The sequence below is a fragment of the Actinocorallia longicatena genome, assembly GCF_039534125.1.
Classification (GTDB): Bacteria; Actinomycetota; Actinomycetes; order Streptosporangiales; family Streptosporangiaceae; genus Actinocorallia; species Actinocorallia longicatena.
In genome coordinates, this window is record NZ_BAAAUV010000001.1 from 105,265 (window position 1) to 131,991 (window position 26,727).

5 protein-coding genes are annotated in these 26,727 nt (G+C 75.0%); all 5 read right to left on the reverse strand.

From position 1 onward, the window contains the following. Positions 1–41 precede the first annotated feature (41 nt). The 5 genes from ABD785_RS00540 to ABD785_RS00560 are packed head-to-tail and all read right to left on the reverse strand — an operon-like array spanning position 42 to position 26,727. Positions 42–22,244, reverse strand: coding sequence for an amino acid adenylation domain-containing protein (locus ABD785_RS00540; RefSeq protein WP_344821098.1), 22,203 nt, complete (start codon positions 22,242–22,244; stop codon positions 42–44). Beyond that, the gene (locus ABD785_RS00545; RefSeq protein WP_344821099.1) at positions 22,241–24,013 is read right to left on the reverse strand and encodes an ABC transporter ATP-binding protein; all 1,773 of its coding nucleotides are present in this window, start codon (positions 24,011–24,013) and stop codon (positions 22,241–22,243) included. Before ABD785_RS00545 ends, ABD785_RS00540 begins: the two co-directional genes overlap by 4 nt. Further along, a complete protein-coding gene (locus ABD785_RS00550) occupies positions 24,010–25,704 on the reverse strand; it encodes an ABC transporter ATP-binding protein (protein ID WP_344821100.1) in 1,695 nt (564 codons plus the stop codon). The genes ABD785_RS00545 and ABD785_RS00550 overlap by 4 nt, the downstream gene beginning before the upstream one ends. After that, positions 25,701–25,931, reverse strand: a complete 231-nt coding sequence (locus tag ABD785_RS00555) for an MbtH family protein (protein ID WP_344821101.1) — start codon at positions 25,929–25,931, stop codon at positions 25,701–25,703. Before ABD785_RS00555 ends, ABD785_RS00550 begins: the two co-directional genes overlap by 4 nt. Further along, complete coding sequence (locus tag ABD785_RS00560) at positions 25,921–26,727, reverse strand: ABC transporter ATP-binding protein (protein ID WP_344821102.1); 807 nt, start codon at positions 26,725–26,727, stop codon at positions 25,921–25,923. Before ABD785_RS00560 ends, ABD785_RS00555 begins: the two co-directional genes overlap by 11 nt.

Below are 26,727 nucleotides of genomic sequence, written 5' to 3' on the forward strand. Positions count from 1 at the left end.
CCGCGGAGCACTCCGCGGGACCGCCCCCTCGGCGTTTCCGGTCACCGGGCCAGCCACTGCGCGACCAGCGGGCCGAGCGTGTCCAGGGTACGGGGATCGAGCAGCTCGGAGTGGCCGCACGCGAGCGGATGAGCGCGCAGCTCGCCGCCCACCCGGCCGCGCCACTGCTCCGATGCCGTCCCGGTGAACCCCTGCTCCTCCACGGTCGCGTCCACGAAGTCGACGTCCCCGGGGAAGACCCCGAACTCCGCCTCCGCCGCCAGCCGGTCGCTGTCGAGGTAGTTCTCCACGACCCGGGCGATCTGCCCGGGCGACAGCATCGCCACCGCGTCGCCCGACCCCTGGATCAGCTCGACCGCCTCGGCGACCGTCGCGGTCTCCCCCGCGGCGAAGCCCAGCTCGGTGAGCAGCCTGGCGACGGACTCGGGCCCGTCCCATGGCCCGTCCCCCGCGAGAGCGACCCGGGCGTCGAGCATCCCGAGGAAGCCGATCTCCCGGCCTTCGCCGACCAGCTCCAGGGCCACCGCGTGCGCGACGGCACCGCCGAACGACCAGCCGAGCAGCCGGACCGGGCCCTCGGGCGCGGTCCGCCGGATGATCCCGGCGTACTCGGCGGCCAGTTCCCCGATCGTGCCGGGAAGGTCCGCCGTGCGGCTCAGCCGCGGCGCCTGGAGTCCGTAGAGCGGAATCTCCCCGGGAAGGTGCCGCTTGAGCCCGGCGAACTGCCAGCTCAGGCCGCTGGCCGGCGGCAGGCAGAACAGCGGGGGCTCCGTGCCCTCCGCGCGCAGGGTCAGCAGTGGCGCCATCGCGTCGCCCGCCGGAAGCGTCTCGCCGCTGATCCGGCGGGCCAGCGCCGCCGGGGTCGCCAGGGCGAACAGCTCCGCGACCGGCAGCTCGGCGCCCAGCTCGCGGCGCAGGGCCGCGGCCAGCCTGACCAGCAGCAGCGAGTGGCCGCCGAGGGCGAAGAAGTCGTCGTCGACGCCGACGGTCTCCAGCCCCAGCACGGCCGCCACGGCCCGGCAGACCTCGGCCTCGATCCGGGTGCGCGGCTCGGTGTGCGTGGCCAGCCCGGCGAAGTCGACGTCCGGCAGGGCCGCACGGTCGATCTTGCCGTTGGGCGTGAGCGGGAGCTCCTCGAGCACGGTGAGCGCGGCCGGGATCATGTAGGAGGGCAGGCGCTCGGCGAGATGGCCTGCGAGCGTCGCGGGGACGGTCCCGCGGGCCGCCGTCAGGTAGGCGAGGATCCGGCCGCCCGGGTGGGCCACGGCGACCGCCCTGGCCACCTCCGGGTGGGCGGTCAGGACCGACTCGATCTCCCCGAGCTCGATCCGGAAGCCGCGGACCTTCACCTGGTGGTCGCCGCGACCGAGGAACTCCAGGTCTCCGCCGGCCGTCCAGCGGGCGAGGTCGCCCGTCCGGTACAGGCGGGCGCCGCCGTCGTCCGCGACGAACCGTTCCGCGGTGAGCCCCGGACGGCCCCGGTAGCCCCGGGTGACCTGAGCGCCGCCCAGGTAGAGCTCGCCGACGACGCCGGGGGGCACCGGCCGCAGCCGGTCGTCCAGGACCCTCGCCTCCGTTCCGGGCAGGGGACGGCCGATGGTCGGCCGCTCGCACCAGGCGGCATCGACCGGCGCCGCCGTCGCCCAGACGGTCGCCTCGGTCGGGCCGTAGAGGTTGGTCACCGACCGCGCCCCGCGCACCAGCTCGCGGGCCAGCGGCACCGGCAGTGCCTCGCCGCCGACCAGGGCGGCCACCCCCGCCAGCTCAACGCCCTCGGTCTCGGTGAGCGCCGCCCACAGCGACGGCGTGGCCTGGAGATGGGTGATCCGCTCGGCCCTGATCAGCTCCGCGAGCAGCAGCGGATCACGGACCTCGCGCTCGGCGGCCAGGACCACCGTCGCCCCGGCCCTGAGCGTGGCCATCAGCTCGAGCACCGCGATGTCGAACGACAGGGTCGTCACGGCCAGCATCCGGTCGCCCGGGACGATCGGGACGGCCGTGGAGACGGCCGCCAGGAACGCCGCCACGTCGCGGTGGGTCACCGTGACGCCCTTGGGCCGTCCGGTCGACCCGGAGGTGTAGATGACGTAGGCCGTCGCGGAGGGCTCCGCCGCGGCCCGAGCGGGCCCTGCGGGGACGGGCGGGGTCGGCGCGTCGAGGTCGACGACCCGGGTGCCCTCGGGCGGCGACGGGAAAAGGCCCCTGGTCGAGGCGTCGACGACGAGCACCGCGGGCCGGGCGTCCTCGATCATGTAGTTCAGCCGGCCGGCCGGGAACGCCGGGTCGAGCGGCAGATACGCCGCCCCCGCACGGCCCGTTCCGGTCAGGACCGCGAGGAGCCGTTCCGAACGGGGCAGGGCGATCGCCACGAGCCCGTCGGGGCCGATCCCTGCGATCGTCGCGGCGAAGGCGTCCGAGGCCTCGGCGAGCTCGCCGTAGGTCGTCGCACGGCCGCCGGACACGCAGGCCACGGCGCCGGGATCGGCGGTGAGGGCGTGCCAGGGTTCGCCGGCCGCGGGGAGCGGGCCGCCGTGGCCCCAGTCCTCGAGGTCGGCGAGGTCGGCGGCGCAGCGCACGTCGAGGGAGCCGACGGGCAGGTCCGGCCGGGCGGTGACCGCTTCGAGCAGCACGACCAGGCGCTGGAGCAGCCGGCCGGCGGTGGTCGCGGTGAAGCGGTCCGCGTCGTATTCGAGGGTCGTCTCGACCGGGGCGCCGGGGCCGGCGTCGAAGAAGGTGAAGTTCAGGTCGACCTTGGGGTCGGCCTCGGGTTCGGGGGCCGTCCCGACCGGCAGGCCGAGCAGCGTGTCCTCGGCCCCTCCGTCGCGGTGCAGGTAGCCCATCATCACCTGGAACAGCGGATTCCGCCCGGCGACGCGCGGCGGGTTCAGCGCCTCGACGACCTGCTGGAAGGGCGGTTCGGCGTGGTCGAAGGCCGCCAGGTCGCCCTCCCTGACCCGCTCCAGGAGCTCGCCGAAGGACGGCGCTCCGGACAGGTCCGTGCGCAGGACCACGGTGTTGACGAAGAATCCGACCAGGTCGTGCAGCGCCGCGTCGACGCGGCCTGAGGCGGGCGCGCCGATCGGGACGTCCTCGCCCGCGCCGAGCCGCGACAGCAGGGCGGCGAGCCCGGCGTGCAGGGCCATGAACAGGCTGCCCGAGCGTTCCGCCGCGAGATCGCGCAGCGCCTGGGCCAGCGCGGCCGGGAGCTCGGCGGCGGCCCGGCCCGCGGGCTTCGACCCGTGGACGGTCCTCGGCCGGTCGGCGGGGAGCGCGATCTCCTCGGGCAGCCCGGCCAGCCGGTCCCGCCAGTGGTCGAGGTCGGCCGTGAAGCCCTCGCCGAGGCCCTGCCAGAGGGCGTAGTCGGCGTACTGCACGGGAAGCGGCGGGAGGGCGGGGTCGCGTCCCTCCCGCCGGGCACTGTAGGCGGCGTCCAGGTCGCGGAGCAGCGGCCGGTCCGACCACTCGTCCATCGCGATGTGGTGCAGGATCAGCACCAGCACGGACTCGCCCGTGTCCTCCTCCTCGATCAGCGCGGCCCGCAGCGGCAGGTCGGCGGCGAGGTCGAACGGGACGGCCAGCAGCCCGTCGACGACCGCCGCCGTCCGCTCCGCCGGGACGCCGATCACGGTCAGCTCGACCGGTTCCGGTGCGCCGACGCTCTGGACCGGTTCCTCCCCGAGGACGGGATAACGCGTCCTGAGGACCTCGTGCCGGGCCGCGACATCGGCCAGCGCTGCGCGGAGGGCGTCGTGGGAGGGGCGGCCGGCGAGGCGGACCAGCAGCGGGTAGCTGTAGGCCGTCGAGTCGGGTTCGAGCTGCTGGAGCAGCCAGAGGCGCTGCTGCGCCGCCGAGAGCGGCAGCCGGCCGGGGCGCGGTCCCGCCGTCAGCGCCGCGCGGCGCGGCCGGGCCGGTGCCTCGGTGAGGCGTCCGGCCAGGCGGGCCGGGGTGCGGGTGTCGAACAGGTCCCGGAGGGCGAGGTCGGTGTCCAGGGCCGTCCGGATCGCGCCGAGGAGCCGCATCGCGATGAGGGAATGGCCGCCGGCGTCGAAGAAGTCGTCCTCGACGCCGAACCCCTCGAGGCCGAGCGCCTCGGCGAACAGCCCGCACAGGGTCCGTTCGGTGTCGCTCTCCGGCTGCCGCGACACGGTGGTGACCGGGCGCGGAGCGGGCAGGGCGGCGGCGTCGAGCTTGCCGTTGACGGTCAGCGGCAGCACGTCGACGACCGCGAAGGCCGTGGGCACCATGTGCGCGGGCAGCACGGCCCGCAGGTCCCGCTGGACGGCCGCGGGCAGTTCCCCGGGGTCCGTTCCCGGCTTCGCGACCAGGTAGGCCACGAGACGGCGGCCGCCGGAGACGTCGGGCGCGGCCAGGACGGCGCACCGGTGCACGCCGGGCCCCGCGGCCACCGCAGCCTCGACCTCGCCGAGCTCGACCCGGTAGCCGCGGATCTTCACCTGGTCGTCGGTGCGGCCGAGGTAGTCGAGGTTGCCGTCGGGGCGGACGCGGACCAGGTCGCCGGTCCGGTAGAGGCGGCCGCCCGGCGTGAACGGGTCGGCGACGAACCGCTGCGCGGTGAGCGCCGGCCGGTCGAGGTAGCCGCGGGCCAGCCCGGTGCCGCTGATGTACAGCTCGCCGGGGACCCCCTCGGGCACCGGGCGCAGCCAGCCGTCCAGGACGTGGCCCGTGGTGTTCCAGATCGGCCGTCCGACGGTCGTGGTGCCGCTGTCCTCGGTGCCGCCGCCGAGCGTGTTGATCGTGTACTCGGTGGGCCCGTACAGGTTGTAGCCGAGGACGCCCTCGGTGTCGCGCAGGGCCGCCCAGAGCGTCTGGGGGACGTTCTCGCCGCCGAGCAGCACCAGCACGGGCCGGTGGGTCCCGGCCGGGCCGCCGTGCTCCTCGCCGTCGAGCAGGCCCTCGTCCAGGAGGTGCTGGGCGTAGGTCGGGGTGACGTTCACGACGTCGACCCGGTGCCGGTCGCAGTAGGCGACGAGGGCGCGGGCGTCGCGGCGCAGTTCCTCGTCGCAGATGTGGACGTGGTGGCCCTCGACCAGCCAGAGCAGCTCCTCCCACGACATGTCGAAGGAGAAGGAGACGGTGTGGGCGATCGTGAGGATCCGGCCGCCCGCCATCGCGACGGTCCGGTCGAAGATCTCCTCGCGGTGGTTGTACTGCATGTTGGTCAGGCCGCGGTAGGGCGTCACCACGCCCTTGGGCCGGCCGGTCGACCCCGAGGTGTAGATCACATAGGCGGGGTGGTCGAGACGGCCGGGGGTGCCGGGGGCGAACGCGCCCAGCTCACCGGGTGTCAGAGGCGCTCCATCCGTGGTCACCGGGGTGTCCAGGAGGAGCACGCGCACCTCGTGGGCGGCGAGCCGGGGGGCGACCGCGCCGGTGGTGACCAGGAGCACGGGGGCGGCGTCCGCGAGCATGGTCAGCAGGCGGTCGTCGGGGTTGTCGAGTTCGAGCGGCAGGTAGGCGGCGCCGGTGCGCAGGACCGCGAAGAGCGCGACGACGGTCTCGATGGAGCGCGGGACGGCGAGGGCGATGATCTTCTCGGGTCCTGCGCCCGCGGCCAGCAGGGTGCGGGCGAGGGCGTTGACCCGCGTGTCGAGGTCGGCGTAGCTGAGGGTGGTGCCGTCGAAGGTGAGGGCCGCGGCCCCGGGCGCGAGGGCGGCGCGCTCGGCCATCAGCTCGGCGATGGTCGCGGCGCCGAAGGACGCGCGCGGGCCGTCCAGGGGGGTGCCGGACATGACCGGAAGGGCGCCCACGGCCGCCCCGGGGTCGTCCGCGATGCGGAGCAGGACGTCCCTGAGCCGGGCGAGGAGGGATTCCGCCTGGCCGGGGTCGACGACGTCGGCCCGGTACTCCAGCCGCATCCGCAGCCGCCGTCCGGGCGTCGCCACCCAGGTCAGCGGGTAGTGGGTGGCGTCCACCGCGTCGACGTCGACGATGCCGTGCTCGCGTTCGAGATCGGTGAAGGTGTCGTCGCCGAGGAAGTTCTGGAGCACGTAGAGGCTGTCGAACAGGGGCCCGCGGCCCGCGGCGCGCTGGATGTCGCCCAGGCCGAGGTACTCGTGGGCCATCATCGCGACCCGGTCGTCCTGGACGCGCCGCATGACGTCGCGGACGGGTTCGGCCGGATCGAGGCGGACCAGCGCGGGGACGGTGTTGAGGAAGACGCCGATGACGGTGTCGATGCCGTCGAGGTCGGTCGGGCGGCCCGCGACCGTGGTGCCGTAGACCGCCTCGGCGCGGCCGGAGGCGTGGGCGAGGACGACGCCGAGCGCGGTGCCGAGCACCGCGTTGAGCGTGACCCCCGAGCGGCGGGCGGCGTCGGCGACCCTCGCGGTCTCCTCCTCCGAGAGCCGGAAGCCGAGACTGGTCGCCAGGACCGGCGCCGTCCCCGCCGCGGCGGGGAACAGGACGGTCGGTTCCTCCAGCGGGGCGAGCAGCGCGGCCCAGGCGTCCGCGGACGCCTGGGCGTCCTGGGCGGCGAGCCAGCGCAGGTAGTCGGGGAAGGTCGCCGCGGGCGGCTCCTGCGCGGCGATCGTGCCGGTGCGGGCCTGGGCGTAGGCGGTGAACAGCTCGCGCAGGACCAGCTCGCGCGACCATCCGTCCCACAGCAGCAGGTGGTAGGTGAGCAGGAGCCGGTCCCGGCCGCCGGGCAGCGAGACCACGGTCAGCCGGAGCAGCGGCGGTTCCGCGAGGTCGAACGGGGCGCGGCGGTCGGCGTCGGTGAGGGCGGCGAGCCGGGCGGCCGCGGCGTCCGGGTCGAGCCCGGACAGGTCGGCGGTGGCGACCGGTGCGGCCAGGTCCGTCCCGACGACGGCCAGGGGACGGCCCGAGCCGTCCTCGGTGAAGCCGAGACGGGTCGCGGCGTGCCGGTCGAGGACGGCGGCGACGGCCCTGCGAAGGGCGTCTGCGTCGAGGCGCCCGTCGAAGTCGAAGGCGTTCTGGGCGATGTAGACGTCGGACTCCCCCGCCAGCCGGGCCTGGAAGTACAGGCCCTCCTGGAGCGGTGACAGCGCCCACTTCTCCGGTCCCGCCGCGCCGCCCGCCAGCTCGGCCAGGGCCTCGGCCCAGGCGTCGGCGAGGGCCGCCACGTCGCCGGCGGGGATGCCGCCGTCGGCATAGGTGAGGACGGCGTGCAGCTCCGGTCCCGCCGGGGTGTCGTGGCAGGCCGCGTTGATCTCCAGGAGGTAGGGCGTGCCGAGCCCGGGGTCACCTGCGGCGTTGAGCGGCTCGGGAGCGCTCTCCCAGTCGCCCTCGCGGCCCACGGGGAACCGGCCGAGGTAGTTGAACAGCAGCTGGGGGGTGCCGAGCCTGGCCAGGACCGGGGCGGTGCGCGGGTTGCAGTAGCGCAACAGCCCGTAGCCGAGACCGGCGTCGGGTGCCGCCCGCAGCGCCCCGGCGACCTCCTGCGGCGTGGCCTCGCCCGGCAGCCTGACCGGGGCGATGGAGGTGAACCAGCCGACGGTCCGCGACAGGTCGGCGTCGCCGACGGGTTCGCGGCCGTGCCGCTCCAGATCGAGCAGAAGCGGTGCGTCCGGGTCGCCTCCGCGCGCCGCCCGCCACCGGGAGACCGCCAGCCGCAGGGCGGCGACCAGGGTCTCGGTGACGTCGATGCCGGCCGCGGCGGGAACGGTCGTCAGCAGCGGCGCGGTGATCTGCGCCGGAACGCGCAGCTCGTGGTCGCGGGTGGCGCCGACGGTCAACCCGAAGGCGTGGGCCGACGGGTCGAGCTCGCCGCCGGGCGCCAGGACCTCGCTCCAGTGGCCGAACTCGCCGAGGCGGCCCGCCTGGGCCGCGTTCTCGGCGAGGGTGCGGGCGTAGGAGCGCAGCGAGGTGCCGACGGGGTCGAGCGCGATCGGGCGCCCGGCGGACAGGTCGTCCCATCCCCGGCGCAGGTCGTCGGTGAGGATCTGCCAGGAGACCCCGTCGACCACGAGGTGGTGGGCGACCAGCAGCAGGCGCCCCTGCTCGGCTCCCCGGTCGAACAGGACGGCCTCGAGGACCTGCCCGGCGTCGGGGTCGAGGCGTCCGGCGGCGGCGTCGGACTCCGCCGCGACCAGCTCCGCCAGGTCACGGCCCGCCGTGTCGACGACGGTGACCCTGGCGCCGGGCCCGGTGGCCGTGGCCTCGAGGGACCACAGCAGCGGCGACGGGCGGTGCAGCCGCAACCGCAGGGCGTCGTGCCGGGCGGTCAGCGCCGCCAGGAGCGCGGAGACCCCCTCGGCCGTGAGCCCGGGCGGGGTGCGCAGCAGTTCGGCCTGGTTGTGGCGGCCGATGGGGCCGCCGAGCTCGGACAGGCGCTGCACGATCGGCATCGGCATGACCTCGCCGACGCCGTCGGAGGGCGCCTCCGGCGCTGCGGTGGCCTGCGGGGTGAGGATCCCGGACAGCGCGGCCGGGGTGCGGTGCACGAACACCTCGCGCGGCGACAGGCGCAGGGAGCGGCGGCGGGCCAGGTTGACGAGCTGGATGGCGATGATGCTGTCGCCGCCCAGGGTGAAGAAATCGTCGTCGGGGCCGACCCGGTCGAGGCGCAGGACCTCGGCGAACAGCTCCTGGAGGACCGCGCTCGCGGGGGCCTCCGCGGCGGCGGGGGCCGGGGCGGCCGCCGTCCGGCGGGACGGAGCGGGCAGCGCGTCGCGGTCGAGCTTGCCGTTGACGGTCAGCGGCAGCGCCTCCAGCGTGACGAAGGCGTGCGGGACCTCATAGGCCGGCAGGCGTCCCGACAGCCCGGTCCTGACCTCGTCGAGGTCGAGGGAGGCGCCTGAGCGGGCGACGAGGTAGGCGACCAGGCTGCGGCGGCCGGGCTCGTCCTCCCGGACGACGACCGCGGTGCCGGCGACCGCCTCGTGGGCCAGGAGGGCGGCCTCGATCTCGGCGGGTTCGATCCGGTAGCCGCGGATCTTGACCTGCCGGTCCGACCTGCCGAGGTAGACGAGATCGCCTTCGGGCGTCCAGCGGGCGAGGTCGCCGCTGCGGTACAGGCGTCCGCCGGGGGCGTCGCCGAACGGGTCGGCGACGAAGCGTCCCGCGGTCAGCCCCGGACGGTCGAGGTAGCCGGAGGCGACCTGTGCCCCCGCGACGTACATCTCGCCGGTCACGCCCGGCGGGACGGGACGCAGCAGGTGGTCGAGCAGGTGCACGCGCAGGCCCGGCAGCGGCCCGCCGATGACGCTGCCGCTGTCGGCGGAGGTCAGCGGCCGGAAAGAGACGTGGACGCAGGTCTCGGTGATCCCGTACATGTTCACCAGCGAGGGCGAGTTCTCGCCGTGCCGCCGGAACCAGCCCGCCAGCCGCGCCGGGTCGAGGGCCTCGCCGCCGAAGACGACGTACCGGAGCGCCAGCGCGTCGCCGGACTCCCGGTCGGCCTCGGTGAGCGGGTAGAACGCCGACGGCGTCTGGTTGAGCACGGTGACGCGCTCGTCGCGGAGCAGGTCGCGGAAGCGCCGCGGGTCGCGGGCGACGTCGGTGCCGACGACGACGAGCCTGCCGCCGTGCAGCAGCGCCCCCCACATCTCCCAGACGGAGAAGTCGAAGGCCGCGGAGTGGAACATGGTCCACACGTCGTCCGGGCCGAGGTCGAAGACCCGCCGGGCGCCGGCGAACAGCGCCAGCACGTTGCGGTGGGTCACCACGACGCCCTTGGGCAGCCCGGTCGAACCCGAGGTGTAGATCACGTAGGCGGCCTGGCCCGCGACCGGATCGGGCCGGTCGGCGGAGGTCAGCGGAGCCGTGGAACGCACCGCGACGGCCGGATCCTCCGGCCACAGCACCGGGACGGCCGCAGTGATCGCCCGGTCGGTGATCAGCAGGTGCGGGGCGGAGTCGGTGAGGATGTGGTGGAGCCGGTCGGCGGGGGCGTCGATGTCGAGCGGCACATAGCAGCCGCCCGCCTTGACGACGGCCAGCAGCGCGACGACCAGCTCGGCGCCGCGCGGAAGGGCGACCGCGACCCGGGCGGCCGGGGTGAGGCCCCGGGCGAGGAGCTCGCGGGCCAGCCGGTTGGATCGCTCGTCCAGCTCGGCCCGGGTGATCTGGGCTCCGTCCCAGGTGAGGGCGATCGCACCGGGTCCGGCCGGGGCCGCGGCGTAGGCGGACGCGAGCGAGGCGGACTCGTCGGTCTCCTCGGTCCGTCCGGAGGCGCCGAGGGCCCGTTCGGCTTCGGTCCTGAGGTCGAGCGCGGCGATCCGGCGGTCCGGGTCGCCGGTGAAGGCGGTGAGGATGAGGTCGATCCGTTCCAGGAGGGCGGCGGCCCGGCCGGGGGTGACCAGGTCGACGTCGTGCTTGAGTTCGAGGGTCAGCCCGTCGCCGGGGAAGGCGACCAGGGACGCCGGGTAGTGCGGGGCGTCGGTGCCGGTGAAGCCGCGGACGGTGAGCGCGCCGGGGGCGTCCTCCGCGGGCACGTCGGGGAAGTTCTCGACGACGACCATGGTGTCGAAGAACTCCCGGACGCCCGCCAGCCTGGCCAGTTCGCGCAGGCCGGTGTGCTGGACGTCGAGGAGGTCGGTCTGGACCCGCTGCACCTCGGTCAGCACCTCGGCGAGGGTCTGCCCGGGGTTCCAGGCCATCGGGACCGGGATCGTGTTGATCAGCAGGCCGACGATCGACTCGGTGCCGGCCAGGTCACCGCCGCGGCCCGACACGGTCGAGCCGAACACGACGTTCTCCCGGCCGAGGAGCTGCCCGACGAGCAGGCCCCAGGCGGCGTGGACCGCGGTGGACAGGGTGACGCCGCGTTCGCGGAGCGCGTCGGACAGGGCCGCGGTCGCCTCGGGCGACAGCCTCCGGAAGACGCTGTCGTGCCGCCCCGTGCCCTGCGCCTGCTCGAAGAGCCGGGCGGGTTCCGCCCCGGCCAGCGCCGTGCGCCAGGTCTCCTCGGCGGCGGCCCGGTCGCGGGAGGCGATCGCCTCCACATGGTCGCGGAAGGTCACGGCGGGCTCGGCCCGCTCGAAGCCGTCACCGGCCAGGCCCGCCCGGTAGGAGGCGATCACGTCGGTGAAGACCAGCGGGTAGGACCAGCCGTCGGCGAGGATGTGGTGCATCGTCTCGACCAGCCGGTGGTCGCCTTCGGCCAGGGTGACCAGGGCGTAGCGCAGCAGCGGCGGCCGCGCGAGGTCGAACGGCTCCGCCAGCTCGGCGGCGGTGAACTCCGCCAGCCGCGCCTCCGCGGTCTCGGGGTCGAGGCCGGTCAGGTCCAGCTCGCGCCAGGGGACGTCGACCGAGCCGGCGACGACCTGGACGACGCGGCCGTCCGCGGTCTCTCTGAACGAGGCGCGCAGGGCGTCGTGGCGGTGCACGGTGGCGGTGACGGCCGAGCGGAGCGCCGCGGGCTCCGCCGGGCCGGACAGCTCGGCGATCTGCTGGACGACGTAGGTGTCGGTCTCGCCGTCCTCGGCCGCCAGCCGGGCGTGGAAGTACATGCCCTCCTGGAGCGGCAGCAGCGGCAGGACGTCGACGACGCCGGTTTCGAGCCGGTCGGCGTCCTCGGCGGTGAGCTCCACCAGCGGGAAATCCGACGGGGTGTGCCCGGCGAGGTCGCAGCGCGACAGGCCGGTGAGCGCCTCCGCCCACAGCCCGGCCAGGACCGCGATCTCCGCCTCGGTCAGGACGCCCTCCGGCCAGGACAGGGTGGCCGTCAGCACGGTGCCGCCGGGGCCGTCCTCGGCGAGGGCGTTGACCTCGAGGTTCATCGCCGGGTTGTCCGGCGCGACGCCCTCGTTCAGCGGCGAGGCGGCCGTCCAGTCGGCGCCGTCTCCCGCGGCGAAGCGGCCGAGGTAGTTGAACAGGATGCGGGGCGGCTCCGGCCAGTCCGTTCCGGCCGGGCCCAGGTGGCGCAGCACACCGTAGCCGATGCCCTTGCGGGGCACCGACCGCAGCTGCTCCTTGACGGCCTTCGCCGCGCGGGCGAGCGCCGGTCCGCCGGAGACGACCTCGGCCCAGTCCAGCGGGCCCGGATCGACGGCGACGGGGTTGATGGCGGTGAACCAGCCGATCGTCCGGGACAGGTCGGCCTCGGCGCTCAGCGCGCCGTCGCGGCCGTGTCCCTCCAGGCTCAGCAGCACGGCCGAGCCGGCGTCGCGCCAGCGGCCCAGGGCGGCGGCGAACCCGGTCAGCAGGACGTCGTCCACGCCGCCGTACATCGCGGCGGGCACGGTCGACAGCAGCGCGGCGCTGACGTCGGAGGGCAGGGAGAAGGTCAGCGACCGCACGGTCGCGGCGGTGTCCACGGCCGGGTCGAGCGGCCGCGATCCGAGCACCGGGTCCGGGACGGCCAGCACCCCCCGCCAGTACTCCTCCTCCTGGGCGAATCCGGGCGCGGCGCCGGCGACGAGCCGCGACCAGCCGCGGAACGACAGCGGCACCGGGTCGAGCTCGGGGGCGCGGCCCGCGCGCAGCGCGGCCCAGCCCTGGGCCAGGTCGGCGGCGATGATCCGCCAGGAGACGCCGTCGACGACCAGGTGGTGGATCACCAGCAGGAGCCGTCCCCTGCCGCCGTCGGACGGGGCCCATTCGGCCCTGATCATCAGGCCCTCGTCGGGCCGCAGCTCGGCCGCGACCTCGTCCGGGCCCCGCAGGCGCGCGGCGACCGTCAGCACCGAGGCCGCGTCGGTCCTCTCCTCGGGCACGGTCAGCGACCAGCCGCCGTCGCTTCGCTCCGTGCGGGCGCGCAGCAGGTCGTGCCGGTCCAGCAGGGCCTGGAGCAGGCCGGTCAGCCCGGCGGCGTCGAGCCCGGCGGGGGTGTGGAACTCCATCGACTGGTAGAAGCGGTCGAGCGGCGTGGCCGCCCTGATCGTCTCGGCGAGCATCGGCGTCGGCTCGATCCGGCCCGTGCCGTCGTCCGCGACGGCCGCGACGTGCTTGGGCTCCTTCGGGAGGGCGGCCGCGATGGCCTGGACGGTCCGCCGCCGGAACAGGTCCCGCGGAGTCAGCGGGAATCCGGCGCGGCGGGCCCGCCCGGAGACCGCGATCGAGGAGATGCTGTCGCCGCCGAGGGTGAAGAAGTCGTCGTCGATGCCGATCTCGGGCAGCCCCAGCACCTCGGAGAAGATCGTCACCAGGGCGCGTTCACGGTCGTCGCGGGGGGCGCGGCGGCTGGTGCCGCCCGGCGCGGCGGGCTCGGGGAGCGCGGCGACGTCGAGCTTGCCGTTGACGGTCAGCGGCAGCGCGCCGACGACCCCGTAGAGGGCGGGCACCATGTAGGACGGGAGCCGTTCGGCCAGCGCGGTGCGCAGGTCGGCCGAGAGCCGGTCCGGATCCGCGGAGGGGTCGGCCGGGATCACGTAGGCGACCAGGCGCTTGAGGCCCGTCACCGCCGACTCGGTCCTGGCGATCACCGCGGCCTGCCGGACCTGCGGGAGGGCCGTCAGCGCGGACTCGATCTCGCCGGGCTCGACCCGGTAGCCGCGTATCTTCACCTGGTCGTCGGCGCGGCCGAGGAAGTCGATGACGCCGTCGGTGCGGCGCCTGACCAGGTCGCCGGTGCGGTACATGCGCTCGCCGGGCGCGAACGGGTCGGCCACGAAGCGCGACGCGCTCAGCCCGGGGGCGTGCAGGTAGCCCCTGGCCAGGCCGATGCCGGAGATGTACAGCTCGCCCGCCACCCCATCGGGGACGGGCCGCAGCCAGGCGTCGAGGATGTGGGCGCGGGTGTTCCAGATCGGCCGCCCGACGGCCGGGGTGGCGCTGTCTCCCGTGCCCGCGCCGAGCGTGTTGATCGTGTACTCGGTCGGCCCGTACAGGTTGTAGCCGACGGCGCCGCCGGGCTCGCTCAGCCGGGACCAGACCGCGTCGCTGACGGCCTCGCCGCCGAGCAGGACGAGGCGGGGCGGGTGGCCCGCGGGGTCGAGCAGGCCCTCGTCGAACAGGTGGTGGGCGTAGGTCGGCGTCACGTTGATGACGTCGATGCCGTGGGCCTGGCAGTAGGCGACCAGGGCCGTCGCGTCGCGGCGGAGCTCTTCGTCGCAGACGTGGACCTCGTGGCCCTCGACGAGCCACAGCAGTTCCTCCCACGACATGTCGAAGGAGAACGACACGGTGTGGGCGATGCGCAGCCGGGCCGTGCCCTGTGCGGCGGCGCGGGCCACGACCGGGTCGAAGATCTCGGCCCGGTGGTTGAGCTGCATGTTGGTCAGGCCCCGGTGCGGGGTGACGACGCCCTTGGGGCGGCCGGTCGAGCCCGAGGTGTAGATGACGTAGGCGGCGTGCTCCAGCCGTCCGGGGGTGCCGGGGGCGAAGCCGCGCAGCTCGGCGTCGGTGAGGGGGCCGCCCGGCAGGTCGCCGGGACGGTCGGCGGGGTCGTCGGTCAGCAGGACGGCGCCGCCGAGGCCGCGCTGGTGCTCGGCGACCTGGGCGCTCGCCCCGGTGGCCAGCAGGAGCCTGGGCGTGGCGTCGTCGAGCATCATCGCCAGCCGGTCCACCGGATGGTCGAGGTCGAGCGGCAGGTAGGCGGCGCCGGTGCGGAGCACGGCGAACAGCGCCACGACCATGTCGATCGAGCGCGGCAGGGCCAGGGCGACGATCTCGCCGGGGCCCGCGCCGAGTTCCAGCAGGGTCCGGGCGCGGCGGTTGATCCGCGCGTCGAGCTCGGCGTAGGTGAGCCGGGTCGTGCCGAAGACCAGGGCGGTCTCGTCGGGGATGGCGGCGGCGCGTCGGCCGAGCAGGTCGCCGATCGAGTCCTCGCCGATCGGGTGGTCGGCGGCCGACCAGCGTCCGGCGGTGACGGCGCGCTCCTCCTCGAGCGACAGGTCGAGCGCTCCGGCCGGGACGTCCAGCCCGTCGGCGAGCCGGGTGAGCAGCCCGACGAGCCGCCGGACGAGCCGGTGTGCCCGCTCCTCGGTGACGAGGTCGGGCCGGTACTCCAGCTTGATCCGGAGGTTGGCGCCGGGGGTGAGCACCCAGGTCAGCGGGTAGTGCGTGGTGTCGTTGTAGGCGACGCCGGTGATGCCCTGGGCGCGCTCCAGGTCGGAGAAGGTCGAGTCGCCGAGGAAGTTCTGCAGCACGAACAGGCAGTCGAAGAGCTGGTCGCTTCCGGCGGCGCGCTGGATGTCGCCGAGGCCGAGGTACTCGTGCGGGGCCAGGCCGAGCCTGCTCTCCTGGGCGGCGGTGGCGAGATCGAGGAAGCTCCGTCCCGGTGCGGGCGTGATCCGGGCCGGGACGGTGTTGAGGAACAGGCCGATGACGTCCTCGATGCCGGGCAGTTCGGTCGGCCGTCCCGCGACGGTCGTGCCGAACACGACGTCGGAGCGGCCGGTCTCGTAGCCGAACAGCAGGCCGAGGGCGGCCGTCAGCAGGGAGTTCAGGGTGATGCCGCCGCGCCTGGCCTGCTCGTCGAGACGGGCGGTGAGCTCGGCGGGCAGCGCCTCGTTGATCCGCAGCGACGGCACGGGCTCGCGGCCCGCCGCCTCCGGGACCAGGAGGGTCGGCTCGGTGAGGCCGGACAGCGCCTCCCTCCAGGCCGCGGTCGCCGCGTCCCGGTCGCGTGCGGCGAGCCAGTCCAGGTAGCCGGGGAAGGTCGACCTGGCGGGCTCGAGGGCGCCGCGCTCCCCTCGGGAGTCGTAGAACGCGAACAGCTCGCGCAGGACCAGCTCGCGCGACCAGCCGTCCCAGAGCAGGAAGTGGGAGGTCAGCAGCAGCCGGTCGCGGCCCTCGGGCAGCCGCACCACGGTCAGCCGGACCAGGGGCGGGCTCGCCAGGTCGAACGGCAGCTCGGCGTCCCGCGCGGTCACCTCCTCCAGGGCGTCGTCGCCGGAGGTGAGGTCGACGACGGCCACCTCGGCGGGCACCCGGGCCGCGACCCGCTGGACCACGCCGGAGGCGTCCTCCTCGAAGCCGACCCGCAGCGTCGGATGCCGGTCGAGCAGCGCCTCGAAGGCCAGGGTCATCGCGGCGACGTCGATCCGCCGGTCGAAGTCGAAGGCGTTCTGGGCGAGGTAGTTCGAGGCCGAGCCCTCGCCGAGCACGGCCTGGTAGTGGACGCCGGCCTGGAGCGGGGACAGCGGCCACACCTCGTCCCGCGCCGCGACCGCCTCGGGCACCGAGGCCGCGGGGAGGGCCGTGGAGAGTGCCGCGGCCTCCCGGGCGCCGATCGCCTCGGGGGTGCGGAGCCGGAAGACGTCGTGGGTGGTGAGGACCACGCCGACGCGGGCGAGCCGGTTGACGGCGCGGATCGCGGTGATGCTGTCGCCGCCGCGGGCGAAGAAGTCGTCGTCCACCGCGAAGTCCGGGACGTTCAGCACGGCCGCGAACTCGGCGCACAGCACGGCCTCGGCCGGGGTCGCCGGACGGGAGGCCGTCCGGCGCTCGGCCGTCTCCGGCAGCGGCAGGGCCGCCCGGTCGCGCTTGCCGTTGGGCAACAGCGGCAGGCTCTCCAGGACGGTCACCGTCGCCGGGACCAGGTAGGGCGGCAGCTCGGCGCGGAGCGCGGCGAGCAGGGTGGCGGGCATGATCTCCTCGCCCGGGACCGGGACGACGTAGCCGTGCAGCACGGCCAGGCCCGTGGTGGAGGCGCGGGCCGTGGCCGCGGCCTCGGCGACGCCGGGGCGGCGGAGCAGGGCCGCCTCCACCTCGCCGGGCTCGACCCGATGGCCGTTGATCTTGACCTGGGCGTCGGCGCGGCCCAGGAACTCGATCCCGTGCTCGGTCCAGCGGCCCAGGTCGCCGGTGCGGTAGAGGCGCTCGCCCGGCGCGAAGGGGCTGGCCACGAAGCGGGTCGCGGTGGCCTCCGCCCGTCCCAGGTAGCCCCGGGCGAGCTGGACGCCGCCGACGTAGATCTCGCCGACCGTGCCGCGTCCGGCCAGGCCCAGCGCGGAGTCGAGCAGGTGGACGGTGACGCCGGGGACCGGGCCGCCGAGGGTGACCGGACGGCCCGTCGCGACCTCGGTGACGAGCACGTCGCCCGCGACCTCGGACGAGCCGTAGGAGTTGACGACCGTCGCGTGCGGCGACGCGGCCGCGAGCAGGCTCAGGGTCTCCTCGCCGAGGGCCTCGCCGCTGAGGATCCAGCGCTCGATCCCGGCCAGGTCCTGGGGCGCGGTCTCGGCCAGCGCGGCGGCGAGGCTGGGCACCGCCAGGAGCTGGGTGGCGTCGCAGCGGCCGGTGAGCCGGGCGAGGGCCGTCCCGTCGGCGGCAACGGCGTCGTCGGCGATGACGAGGGTGGCGCCCGCGACGAGGCCGCCGAGCAGCTCGGTCGTCCCGTCGATGAAGCTCATCGAGCTCTTGGCGACGCGGACGTCGCGGTCGGGGCTCGACCACTGGGCCGCGGCCCAGGTCAGCCGGTTGGCCAGTCCCTCGTGGGTGCCGACGACGGCCTTGGGCCGTCCGGTCGAGCCGGAGGTGTAGACGACCGACACGGCGTCGGCGCCGGTCACGGTGACGGCGGGCGCCTCGCCGCCGGTCCGCGCGGCTCCTCTGACCGTCAGCGTCGGGAGGCCGTGCGGGGGCAGCGACCGCGCCGAGACGTCGTCGGTGAGGACGCAGACGGGCCGGGCGTCGGTGAGCATGAACTCGACCCGCGCCGCCGGGTATCCGGGGTCGACCGGCAGATAGGCGGCGCCGGCGCGGACCACGGCGAGCAGGGCGACGGCGAGGTCGGTGGAGCGCGAGGTGGCGACGGCGACGAGATCACCGCGCCGCACACCGGCCTCGGCCAGCGCGGAGGCGACCCTGCCGGCGCGGGCGTCGAGCTGGGCGTAGGTCAGGAAGGAGTCGCCGCAGATGACCGCGGTCGCGGCGGAGCGCTCGGCGACCGTGCGGGCGATCAGATCGTTGACAGTCCCGCCGATCCCGCCGGCCGCGCCGGACGCACCGGTGCCGTCGGCGACGAGGCTCCGGCGCGCCTCTCCCGTGACGGTCTCGATCCGGCCGCAGGGGGCGTCCGGGTCGGCGGTGATCGCGTCCAGGAGGGCGGTGTAGCGGTCGAGCAGGCCGGAGGCGTCGACGACGGCCCGGTCGTGGGTGAGGACCAGCGCCATCCGCTCTCCCGGCCTGGCCGTGAGCGTCACCGGGTAGTGCGGCGCCTCGACGGTGCGCATCGAGGTCACCCGCCCGGCGGGGACCGGCGGCTGGTTCTCGACGACCACGAGGGTGTCGAACAGCTCGGGCAGGCCGAGCTCGCGGTGCAGGGCCGTCAGCGGGACGTGCTCGTGCTCCATCAGGTCGGCCCGGTCGCCGGCGAAACGCCTGAGCACGCCGGTCACGGAGTCGGCGGGGTCCAGCCGGACGCGCGCGGGCACCGTGTTGATCAGCAGGCCGATCATGGAGTCGATGCCGGGCAGGTCGCCACCGCGCCCGGACACGGTCAGCCCGAAGGTGACGTCGCCGGAGCCGGTGATCCGGCCGAGCAGGACCCCCCACGCGCCGGTGAGGACCGAGCTCAGGGTGAGCCCGTGGCCCGTGGCGTAGGCGCGCACCCGCGCCTCGAGCTCCGCGGGCAGGAGGATCTCCTCCCGGCCGAAGCCCCGGCCGTGGCCGCCGGCGAGGATCCCGGCCAGCCGGGTCGGCCCGGTGACGCCCCGGAGGGAGCGCGTCCAGGCCTCGATCGCGGGCGCGGGGTCGGCGAGGGTCCGCAGGAACTCACCGAAGGGCACCGGCTCGGGCAGCGCGGCCGGGTCGGGGGCCAGCAGCTCGTCGAGCATCAGCGGCACCGACCAGCCGTCGGCGAGGATGTGGTGGACGGTGTGGACCAGCACGTGCCGGTCCTCGGCCAGCCTGACCAGCGCGAACCGCATCGCGGGCGGCTCGGCCAGGTCGAACGGCAGCTCCCGCTGCTCCAGGGCCAGCCGCTCGACGAAGCGCTCCGCCTCGTCCGGGGCGGCGGAGGTGAGGTCGTCGAAGCGCCACGGCAGTGCGGGGCGGCCCGCGACGACGGCGACGACCGATCCGTCGGCGGTGGTGCGGAACGCCGAGGCCAGGTGCGGATGCCGGTCGAGGAGCCGGGCCGCGGCCCGGTGCAGCGCGTCGGGGTCGACGGGCCCGGCCAGTTCGATGCTCTCCTGGACGACGTAGGGGTCGGCGCCCGCGGCGTGGGTGGCGTGGAAGTAGAGGCCGGTCTGGAGCGGCGAGAGCGGGAGGACCTCGCGCAGGTCCGGCCCGAAGGCCGCGACGTCCTCGGGCTCGACGGCCGCCAGCGGGAAGTCCGACGGGGTGTGCCCGGCGACGGATCCGTCCCGGGCGATCTCGGTCAGCAGCCGGGTCCAGTGCGCGGCGAGCCGCTCGACGTCCTCCGCCTCCAGAACCCCCTCGGGCCAGCTGAACCGGGCCTGGAGCACCGGGCCCGCCGGGGTGTCGGCCGCGACGGCGTTGATCTCCAGCACGCGGGGCAGCGGCATCCTCGGGTCGCGGCGCTCGACGACGATCTCCCGGCCGCCGACGGCCGTCCACGGGCCTCCGGCGTCGGCCTCGAACCGGCCGAGGTAGTGGAAGAGGACCTGTGGTGCGGCGTCGAGGTCGCGGCGCCCGGCCTGGTAGCGCAGGGCGCCGTAGCTCAGCCCGCGCCGGGGCACGGCCCTGAGCTGTTCCTTGACGGACTTCACCGCGGAGCCCAGGTCGCCGCCCGAGGGGTCGATCACGGCGGGGTAGAGCGTGGTGAACCAGCCGAAGGTGCGGGAGAGGTCGACGTCGCCGAAGGCGTCCTCCTCGCGTCCGTGGCCCTCCAGTTCGAGCAGGACGGGGGCGCCGGGGGTGCCGCGCCACTCGCCGACCGCGAGCGCGGCCGCCGTCACGAGGGCGTCGTCGACGCCGCCGTGGATCGCGGCAGGCACCGCGGCGAGCAGTCGTTCCGACACCTCCACGGGCAGCTCGACCGTCAGCTCGGCCTCGGTGGCCACGGTGTCGCGGCCCGGGTCGAGCGGGCGCGAGCCCAGCAGCGGATCAGGGGCCGCGACGGTCCGCAGCCAGTGGGCGGCGTCCTCGTCGAAGACGCCGTCGCGGGCCGCTCCCTCCAGCAGGGTGGCCCACTCCCGCAGCGAGACGGGGGCGGCGGGCAGGGCTCCGCCCTCCGCGGCGGCGGCGAGGTCCTCCAGCAGGACGCGCAGCGAGACGCCGTCCACGACCACGTGGTGGATCACGATGACGAGGCGGCCCTCGGCTCCGGTGTCCAGCCAGGTGAACTCGGCCATCCGTCCCGCGGCCGGGTCCAGGCGTCCGGCGGCCTCCAGCGTCGCCCGTTCGGCGGCGTCGGCCAGGGCCGGCGCGCCGAGACCGGTGGCGTCGAGCCGGGTGAGCGCGGGACGCCCTCCGGCGGGCTCGACGACGAGGGACCACGGCGTCGCGCCGTCGATCCTGGTCCGCAGGGCGTCGTGGGCGGCCAGCACGGCGGTGAGGATCCGCTCCAGCTCCTCGCCGGTGAGCCCGGCGGGGGTGCGGACCGTCATCGACTGGAAGAAGCCGTCCAGGCAGGGACCGTTCTCCTGGAGCCAGGAGATGATCGGCGTGCCCGGGACGGGGCCCGTCGCCTCGGCGGCGGGGACGGCCGAGGCGGTGGCCGTGCCGGTGACGAGGGCGAGCGCGGCCGGGGTGCGGCGCGCGAACAGGTCGCGGGGGCGCAGCGCGAGCCCGGCCCGCTGCGCCCTGCGGACCACGGCGATGGCGACGATGCTGTCGCCGCCCAGCGTGAAGAAGTCGTCCTCGGCGCCGACCTCCGCGACCCCGAGGACGGCCGCGAAGATCTCACAAAGGGACCGCTCCATCGGGGTGCGGGGGGCGCGCGATCCGGCCCGCTCCGGCTCGGCCGGCGCGGGCAGCGCCCGCCGGTCGACCTTGCCGTTGGCGGTGACGGGCAGCTCCGGCAGCACCGTCAGCGTGGACGGCACCATGTAGGCGGGCAGCTTCGAGGTGCACCACCGGCCCAGCTCGTCGATCTCCAGCGGCTCGGTGACGGTCACGTATCCGGCGAGCCGGTCGGCGCCCGCGGCGCTCCTGACGACCCTGACGGCCGCCTGCCGGACCTTCGGGCAGGCGGCGAGGACCGATTCGACCTCCTCCAGCTCCAGCCGCATCCCGCGGATCTTCACCTGGTTGTCGGCCCGGCCGACGAACTCCAGCGAGCCGTCCTCGGTCCAGCGGGCCAGGTCGCCCGTCCGGTACATCCGGGCGCCGCCGCCCGCGAAGGGGTCGGCGACGAAGCGCGAACCGGTCATCGAGGCGGCGTTCACGTAGCCGCGGCCGAGCAGGAAGCCCGAGGCGTACAGCTCGCCGGTCTCCCCCGCCGGCAGCCGCTCGAGGTTCTCGTCCAGCACGTAGAGGGAGGTGTGCGGGTTCGGGCGGCCGATCGAGGTGCCGATCCGCTCGGCGGTCTCCCGGTAGATCACGTGGGAGACGCCGATGGTCGCCTCGGCGGGGCCGTACCCGTGGTAGAGCGTGGTCCCGAGCTGGGAGCGGAACCGTTCGAACAGTTCGGGGGTCAGCACCTCGCCGCCGCACCACACGTGCTTCAGCCCGGCCAGCAGGGGGGTGTCCCGCGCCATCTCCAGCAGCACGTCGAGCATGGACGAGACCAGGTAGACGAAGGTGACGCGCTCCCGGGCGATCAGGTCGAGCAGGTACTGCGGGTCGCGTTCCCCGCCGGGCTCGGCGACGACGACCCGGCCGCCGCAGACCAGCGGCAGCAGGATCTCGTTGACCGAGATGTCGAACGACAGCGGGGCCTTGAACAGGGAGGCGTCGTCCGGTCCGAAACCGAGGATCGTGTTCACCTGCCAGAGCAGCCGCTCGCAGATGGCCTCATGGCGGATCATCGCGCCCTTGGGCGTACCGGTCGAACCCGAAGTGAAGATCACATAGGCGAGCTGGAGCCCGTCGATCACCGGACGCGGAGGCTCGGCGGGAAGGGCGCCGTACTTCCAGTCGTCCAGGTCCATCTCAACGACGTCGCCGGCGGGGGCGTCCGGTTCCCCGCCGGGGGCGGCGACGACCAGGCGGGCGCGGGCGTCGCCGCGCACCCCCCGGCGGCGCTCCACCGGCCAGGCGGGGTCGACCGGCACGAAGGCACCGCCCGCGACCATCACGGCGAGCACGCCCACGACCATCTCCGCGGAGCGCGGCGTCGATATCGCCACGACCTCCTCGGCCCGCAGACCCCGCTCCAGCAGGTGGTGGGCGAGCTGGGCGACCCGCTCCCCCAGCTCCCGGTAGGTGAGCCGGGTCTCCCCCGCGACCAGGGCGGTCGCCTCGGGAGTGCGGCCGACCTGCGCCAGGAAGAGCTCGGCGACGGTCGTGACGGTCGTGGGCGCGGTCATCGCTGTCCTTCAATCACTCGTGATTCCCAAGCCGACCAGAGACGGGCGTAGGGACCGCCCGCCGCGACCAGCAGTTCGTGCGGGCCCTCCTCGACGATCCGGCCGCGGTCCATCACCACGACGCGGTCCGCCGACGCGGCCTGGGTCAGCCGGTGCGCCACGACGAGCGTGGTCCGTCCCCGGGTGGCCGCAGCGGCCGACTCCTCCAGGATCCGGGCGCCGAGGCTGCCCGCCTCCGCCGTCGCCTCGTCGAGGACGGCGACCGCGGGATCGGCGAGCACCAGCCTGGCCAGGGCGAGCTGCTGGGCCTGGGCGGCGGTCAGGTCGTGCCCTCCCTCGCCGACCTCGGTGGCGAGGCCCCCGGGAAGGTCCTCGGCCCAGGCGAGGGCGCCGACCGTCTCCAGCGCGGCCGACGCCTCCTCCTCGGTGGCGCCGGGCCTGGCCAGGCGGAGGTCCTCGATGAGCGGTCCGGCGAAGACATGGGTCTCCTGCGTGACGATCGCCACGTGCCGGCGGAGCCGGTCGGCGCCCAGTTCGGCCGGGGAGACCCCGCCGATGAGGACCGTCCCGTCCTGGGCCTTCTGCGAGCCCGAGGCGATCGCGGCGAGGGTCGACTTGCCCGCGCCGGTCGAGCCGACGAGCGCGACCCGGGCGCCCGCGGGCACGTGCAGATCGACGCCGTGCAGCACCTCGGCGCCACCCTCGTAGGCGAAACGGACGCCCGACAGGGTGAGGGAGGCGTCGGCCGGTTCCCGTCGCCCGGCGGGCTCGGTCTCCGGCTCGTCCTCGAGGTTGACGACCCCGACGAGCCTGGCCAGGCTCGCGGCGGCGAGCTGAACCTCGTCGAAGACGTACAGCAGCATGCCGATCGGGTTGAACAGCCGGTGGAACACGATGGCCGCCGCGGCCGCCTCACCGACGCTCACCTCACCGGCGCGTACCAGGAAGAAACCGGCGACGAGGATCACCGACAGCCCGCCGAACTCGGCCCGGTTGACCCGGCCGACGAAACGGGTGAACAGGTCGAAGACCCACACCGACACGTCGCGGGAGTCGGCCGAGGCCGTCGAGATCGCGCCCAGGTGCCGCTCCTCCAGCCGGTAGGCGTGGACGGTCCTGACGCCCTGCATGCTCTCCACCAGCCGCTGCGAGGAGCGGGCGACCTTGACGCGCTGCTCGGCGTAGCGGGGCATCGCCCGCGGCAGGTACCAGCGCAGCGCGAGGACGTACAGCGGCACCGCGACGGCGCCGGCCAGCCCCAGCCGCCAGTCGAGCCCGAGCATCGCCACCAGGCTGAGGACGCCCAGCAGGAGGGAGGCGATGACCGTCGGGATGACGTCGGAGACGGCCTTGGCCACCTCCGCGGCGTCGGCGCTGACCCGCGACAGCAGGTCGCCCTTGCCGACGCGCTCCAGCCTGGTGACGGGCAGGGTCAGCGACCTGGCCACGGTCCGCTCCCGCAGCACGGCCAGGATCTGCCCGCCGAGCCTGGCCACCAGGTAGGAGGTCAGGCCGGTGGCGGCACCGCCCACGACGGCGGCCACCGCGATGACCACGGCCACCCCGACGATCGCCGAGGTGCCGTCGCCGCCGCGGACCCGGTCGACGAGGACGCCCAGCGCGTAGGCCGGAACGACCGCGGCGGTCGCCCCGGCCGTCCCGGCCAGCAGGGTGACCGCGACCGCGGCCTTGCGTTCCAGCAGCCGCGCCCCCAGCCACCGCCGGGTCTCCTCGGCGCTCGCGATGGGCAGCAGTTCGGTCTCGCTCATCGCAGTACCGCTCTCCGGTAGTCGTCGTCGGCCGCGCCCAGCCCGGCGTGGGTGCCCTCGGCGACGATCCGGCCGCCGTCCAGGACGATCACCCGGTCGGTCGCCGCGAGCATCGCGGGGCTGCTGGTCACGACCACGGTCGTGAAGGCCTCGCCGCCGTCGGGGTGGCGCAGCGCGCGCACGCCCTTGGCGATGGCCTGTTCGGTGACGGCGTCCACGGCCGTCGTCGGGTCGTGCAGCACCAGGATCGGCGGCGCCGCGAGCAGGGCGCGGGCCAGGGCGATCCGCTGCCGCTGGCCGCCGGACAGCGACGCTCCCCGCTCGACGATCCCGAGGTCCAGGCCGTCGGCGTGGGCGGCGATCACCTCGTCTGCCGCCGAGGCCGCCAGGACCTCCTCGAGCGCGGCCGGTTCGGCGGGCTCGACGGCAAGGTTGGCGGCCAATGTTCCCTCGAAAAGGTCGGTGCGGTGCGGTTCGACGAGCAGGACCAGCCGGGCGTCGGTGAACTCCCTGCCGCCGATCAGCACCCGGCCCTCGGGCTCGGGCACCCGCCCCGACAGCACCGTGACCAGGGCGTCGGCGTCGGCCGCCCGGTGGGCGACCACCCCGACGAACTCCCCGGGACGGACCGCGAGGTCCACCCCCTCGAGGGCGCCGTGCCGCAGGCCGACGATCTCCAGTTCGGGCGAGGGACCCTCGACGGCCTCCGCGGCCTCCCCCTCGGGAAGCAGCAGCGGGGCACTGATCACCCGGGCGACCCGGTCGGAGGACGCCCGCGCCTCGGCCACCCAGCCGGGGATCTGGGCGAGCAGCCCGACCGGCTCCATGAGGAACTGGGAGACGCCGATGACGGTCAGGAACTCCCCTATCGAGATGTCGCCGCGCAGCGCGAACCAGCCCGCGAGCACCGCGACTCCGCACGCGAGGAGCGCGCCGCTGGCGGTGGACACGGCGCTGTAGACGCCCTGGGTGCGGGCCGCGCGCAGCGCCGCGGCCAGCGAGACCCGGCTGACGTGCTCGTAGCGGCGGGCGGCGGCGGCCTCGGCGCCGAGCCCGCGCAGCGGCCGGACGCCGCTGACCAGGTCGGTGGCCAGGGAGGCGGCCTGTCCCGCGGTCGCCTGCTGATCGGCCACGTGGCGGGTGATGAACGGGCTGCCGAAGTGCAGTCCCAGCAGCGTCACCGGGGTGGCGGCCAGGACCGCGAGGCCGAGCCACGGGTCGATCAGCAGCAGGGTGACGGCGCAGACGGACGTCGCGACGACCGCGCCGACCGCCCGCGGCACGATGTCCAGCAGGTAGGACGTCTGGTCGGCGTCCGATGAGGAGATCGTCATCAGCTCACCGGCCCGCAGGTCGGTGTCGATTCCACGCGGGTGCAGGATCTTCCCGGCCAGCTCCAGGCGGAGCAGGTGCGCCTCGCGCGCGATCGCGCGCATGAGCGTGCGCGCGCCGTAGCGGTACACCAGGGTCAGCACGGTGAACAGGGCGGCGAGCGCGGCCAGCCAGGCCAGGAGCACCCCACCGTCGGACGGCTCGATCGCCCGGTCGACGATCACGCCGATGAGGATCGGCACCGTGGCCTCGCACACCTGGTGCGCGCTGATGAGGAGGGTCCCGTTGGTCAGCCGCCGGGCGTTGCGGGTCACGGTCCGGCGCAGGACCGCCGAACCGTCGAGAGCGGGGGTGGTCATGCGCTCTCGGCCGCCATCCGCTCGCGCAGGCTGCGGGGACGCAGGTCGGTCCAGACCCGCTCGATGTGGTCGAGGCATTCCTGGCGGCCCGCTCCCGCGCCTTCGCCGAGCACGATCCGCCAGCCCTGCGGCACCTCCTTGAAGGACGGCCACAGCGAGTACTGCTCCTCGTCGTTGACCAGGACGAAGAACCGGCCGTTGTCGTCGTCGAAGGGGTTACCGGACATGGGTGATCTCCTTGGAATTCGATCGGGGGATGACGAGGGGCGTGTGCGTCTCGGGGTCGTCGATGATCACGCAGCGGAGGCCGAAGACCTCCTCGACCAGCTCGGCCGTGACGATCTCACGGGGGTCTCCCTGGGCGACGATCCGGCCGGCCTTCATCGCGACGAGATGGTCGGCGTAGCGGCAGGCGTGGTTCAGGTCGTGCAGGACCGCGACCATGGTCCCCCGCTGCTCGCGGTTGAGCCGGACGCACAGTTCGAGCAGCTCGACCTGGTGGGCGATGTCGAGGAAGGTGGTCGGCTCGTCGAGCAGGACGATCGAGGTCTGCTGGGCCAGGACCATCGCCACCCACACCCGCTGGCGCTGCCCGCCGGAAAGGTTGTCGACCAGCAGGCCCGACAGCTCGGTGACGCCGGTCGCGGCCATCGCCTCGACCACGGCCGCCTCGTCCTCGGCCGACCACTGGCGGATCAGCTTCTGGTGCGGGTACCGGCCCCTGGCGACCAGGTCGGCGACCGTGATGCCCTCGGGGGCCGTCGAGGTCTGGGCGAGCAGGCCCAGCCGCCGGGCGACCTCCTTGGCGGGATAGGAGTGGATGTCCTTCCCGTCCAGGACGACACGTCCCGACCTGGGGCGCAGCAGCCGTGACAGCGCGCGCAGCAGCGTCGACTTGCCGCACGCGTTGGGCCCGACGATCACGGTGAACCGTCCGTCGGGGAGGGAGAGGCTCAGGTCCTCGCAGATGGCCCGCTGGTCGTAACCGATGGTCACGTTCTCGGCGAGCAGGCGGTCGGTCAT

What these genes read in the sequence shown, in the direction of transcription:
- ABD785_RS00540 (WP_344821098.1), bottom strand. Translation starts at nt 22,244, where the DNA reads ATGACCGCGCCCACGACCGTCACGACCGTCGCCGAGCTCTTCCTGGCG.
- ABD785_RS00545 (WP_344821099.1), bottom strand. Translation starts at nt 24,013, where the DNA reads ATGAGCGAGACCGAACTGCTGCCCATCGCGAGCGCCGAGGAGACCCGG.
- ABD785_RS00550 (WP_344821100.1), bottom strand. Translation starts at nt 25,704, where the DNA reads ATGACCACCCCCGCTCTCGACGGTTCGGCGGTCCTGCGCCGGACCGTG.
- ABD785_RS00555 (WP_344821101.1), bottom strand. Translation starts at nt 25,931, where the DNA reads ATGTCCGGTAACCCCTTCGACGACGACAACGGCCGGTTCTTCGTCCTG.
- ABD785_RS00560 (WP_344821102.1), bottom strand. Translation starts at nt 26,727, where the DNA reads ATGACCGACCGCCTGCTCGCCGAGAACGTGACCATCGGTTACGACCAG.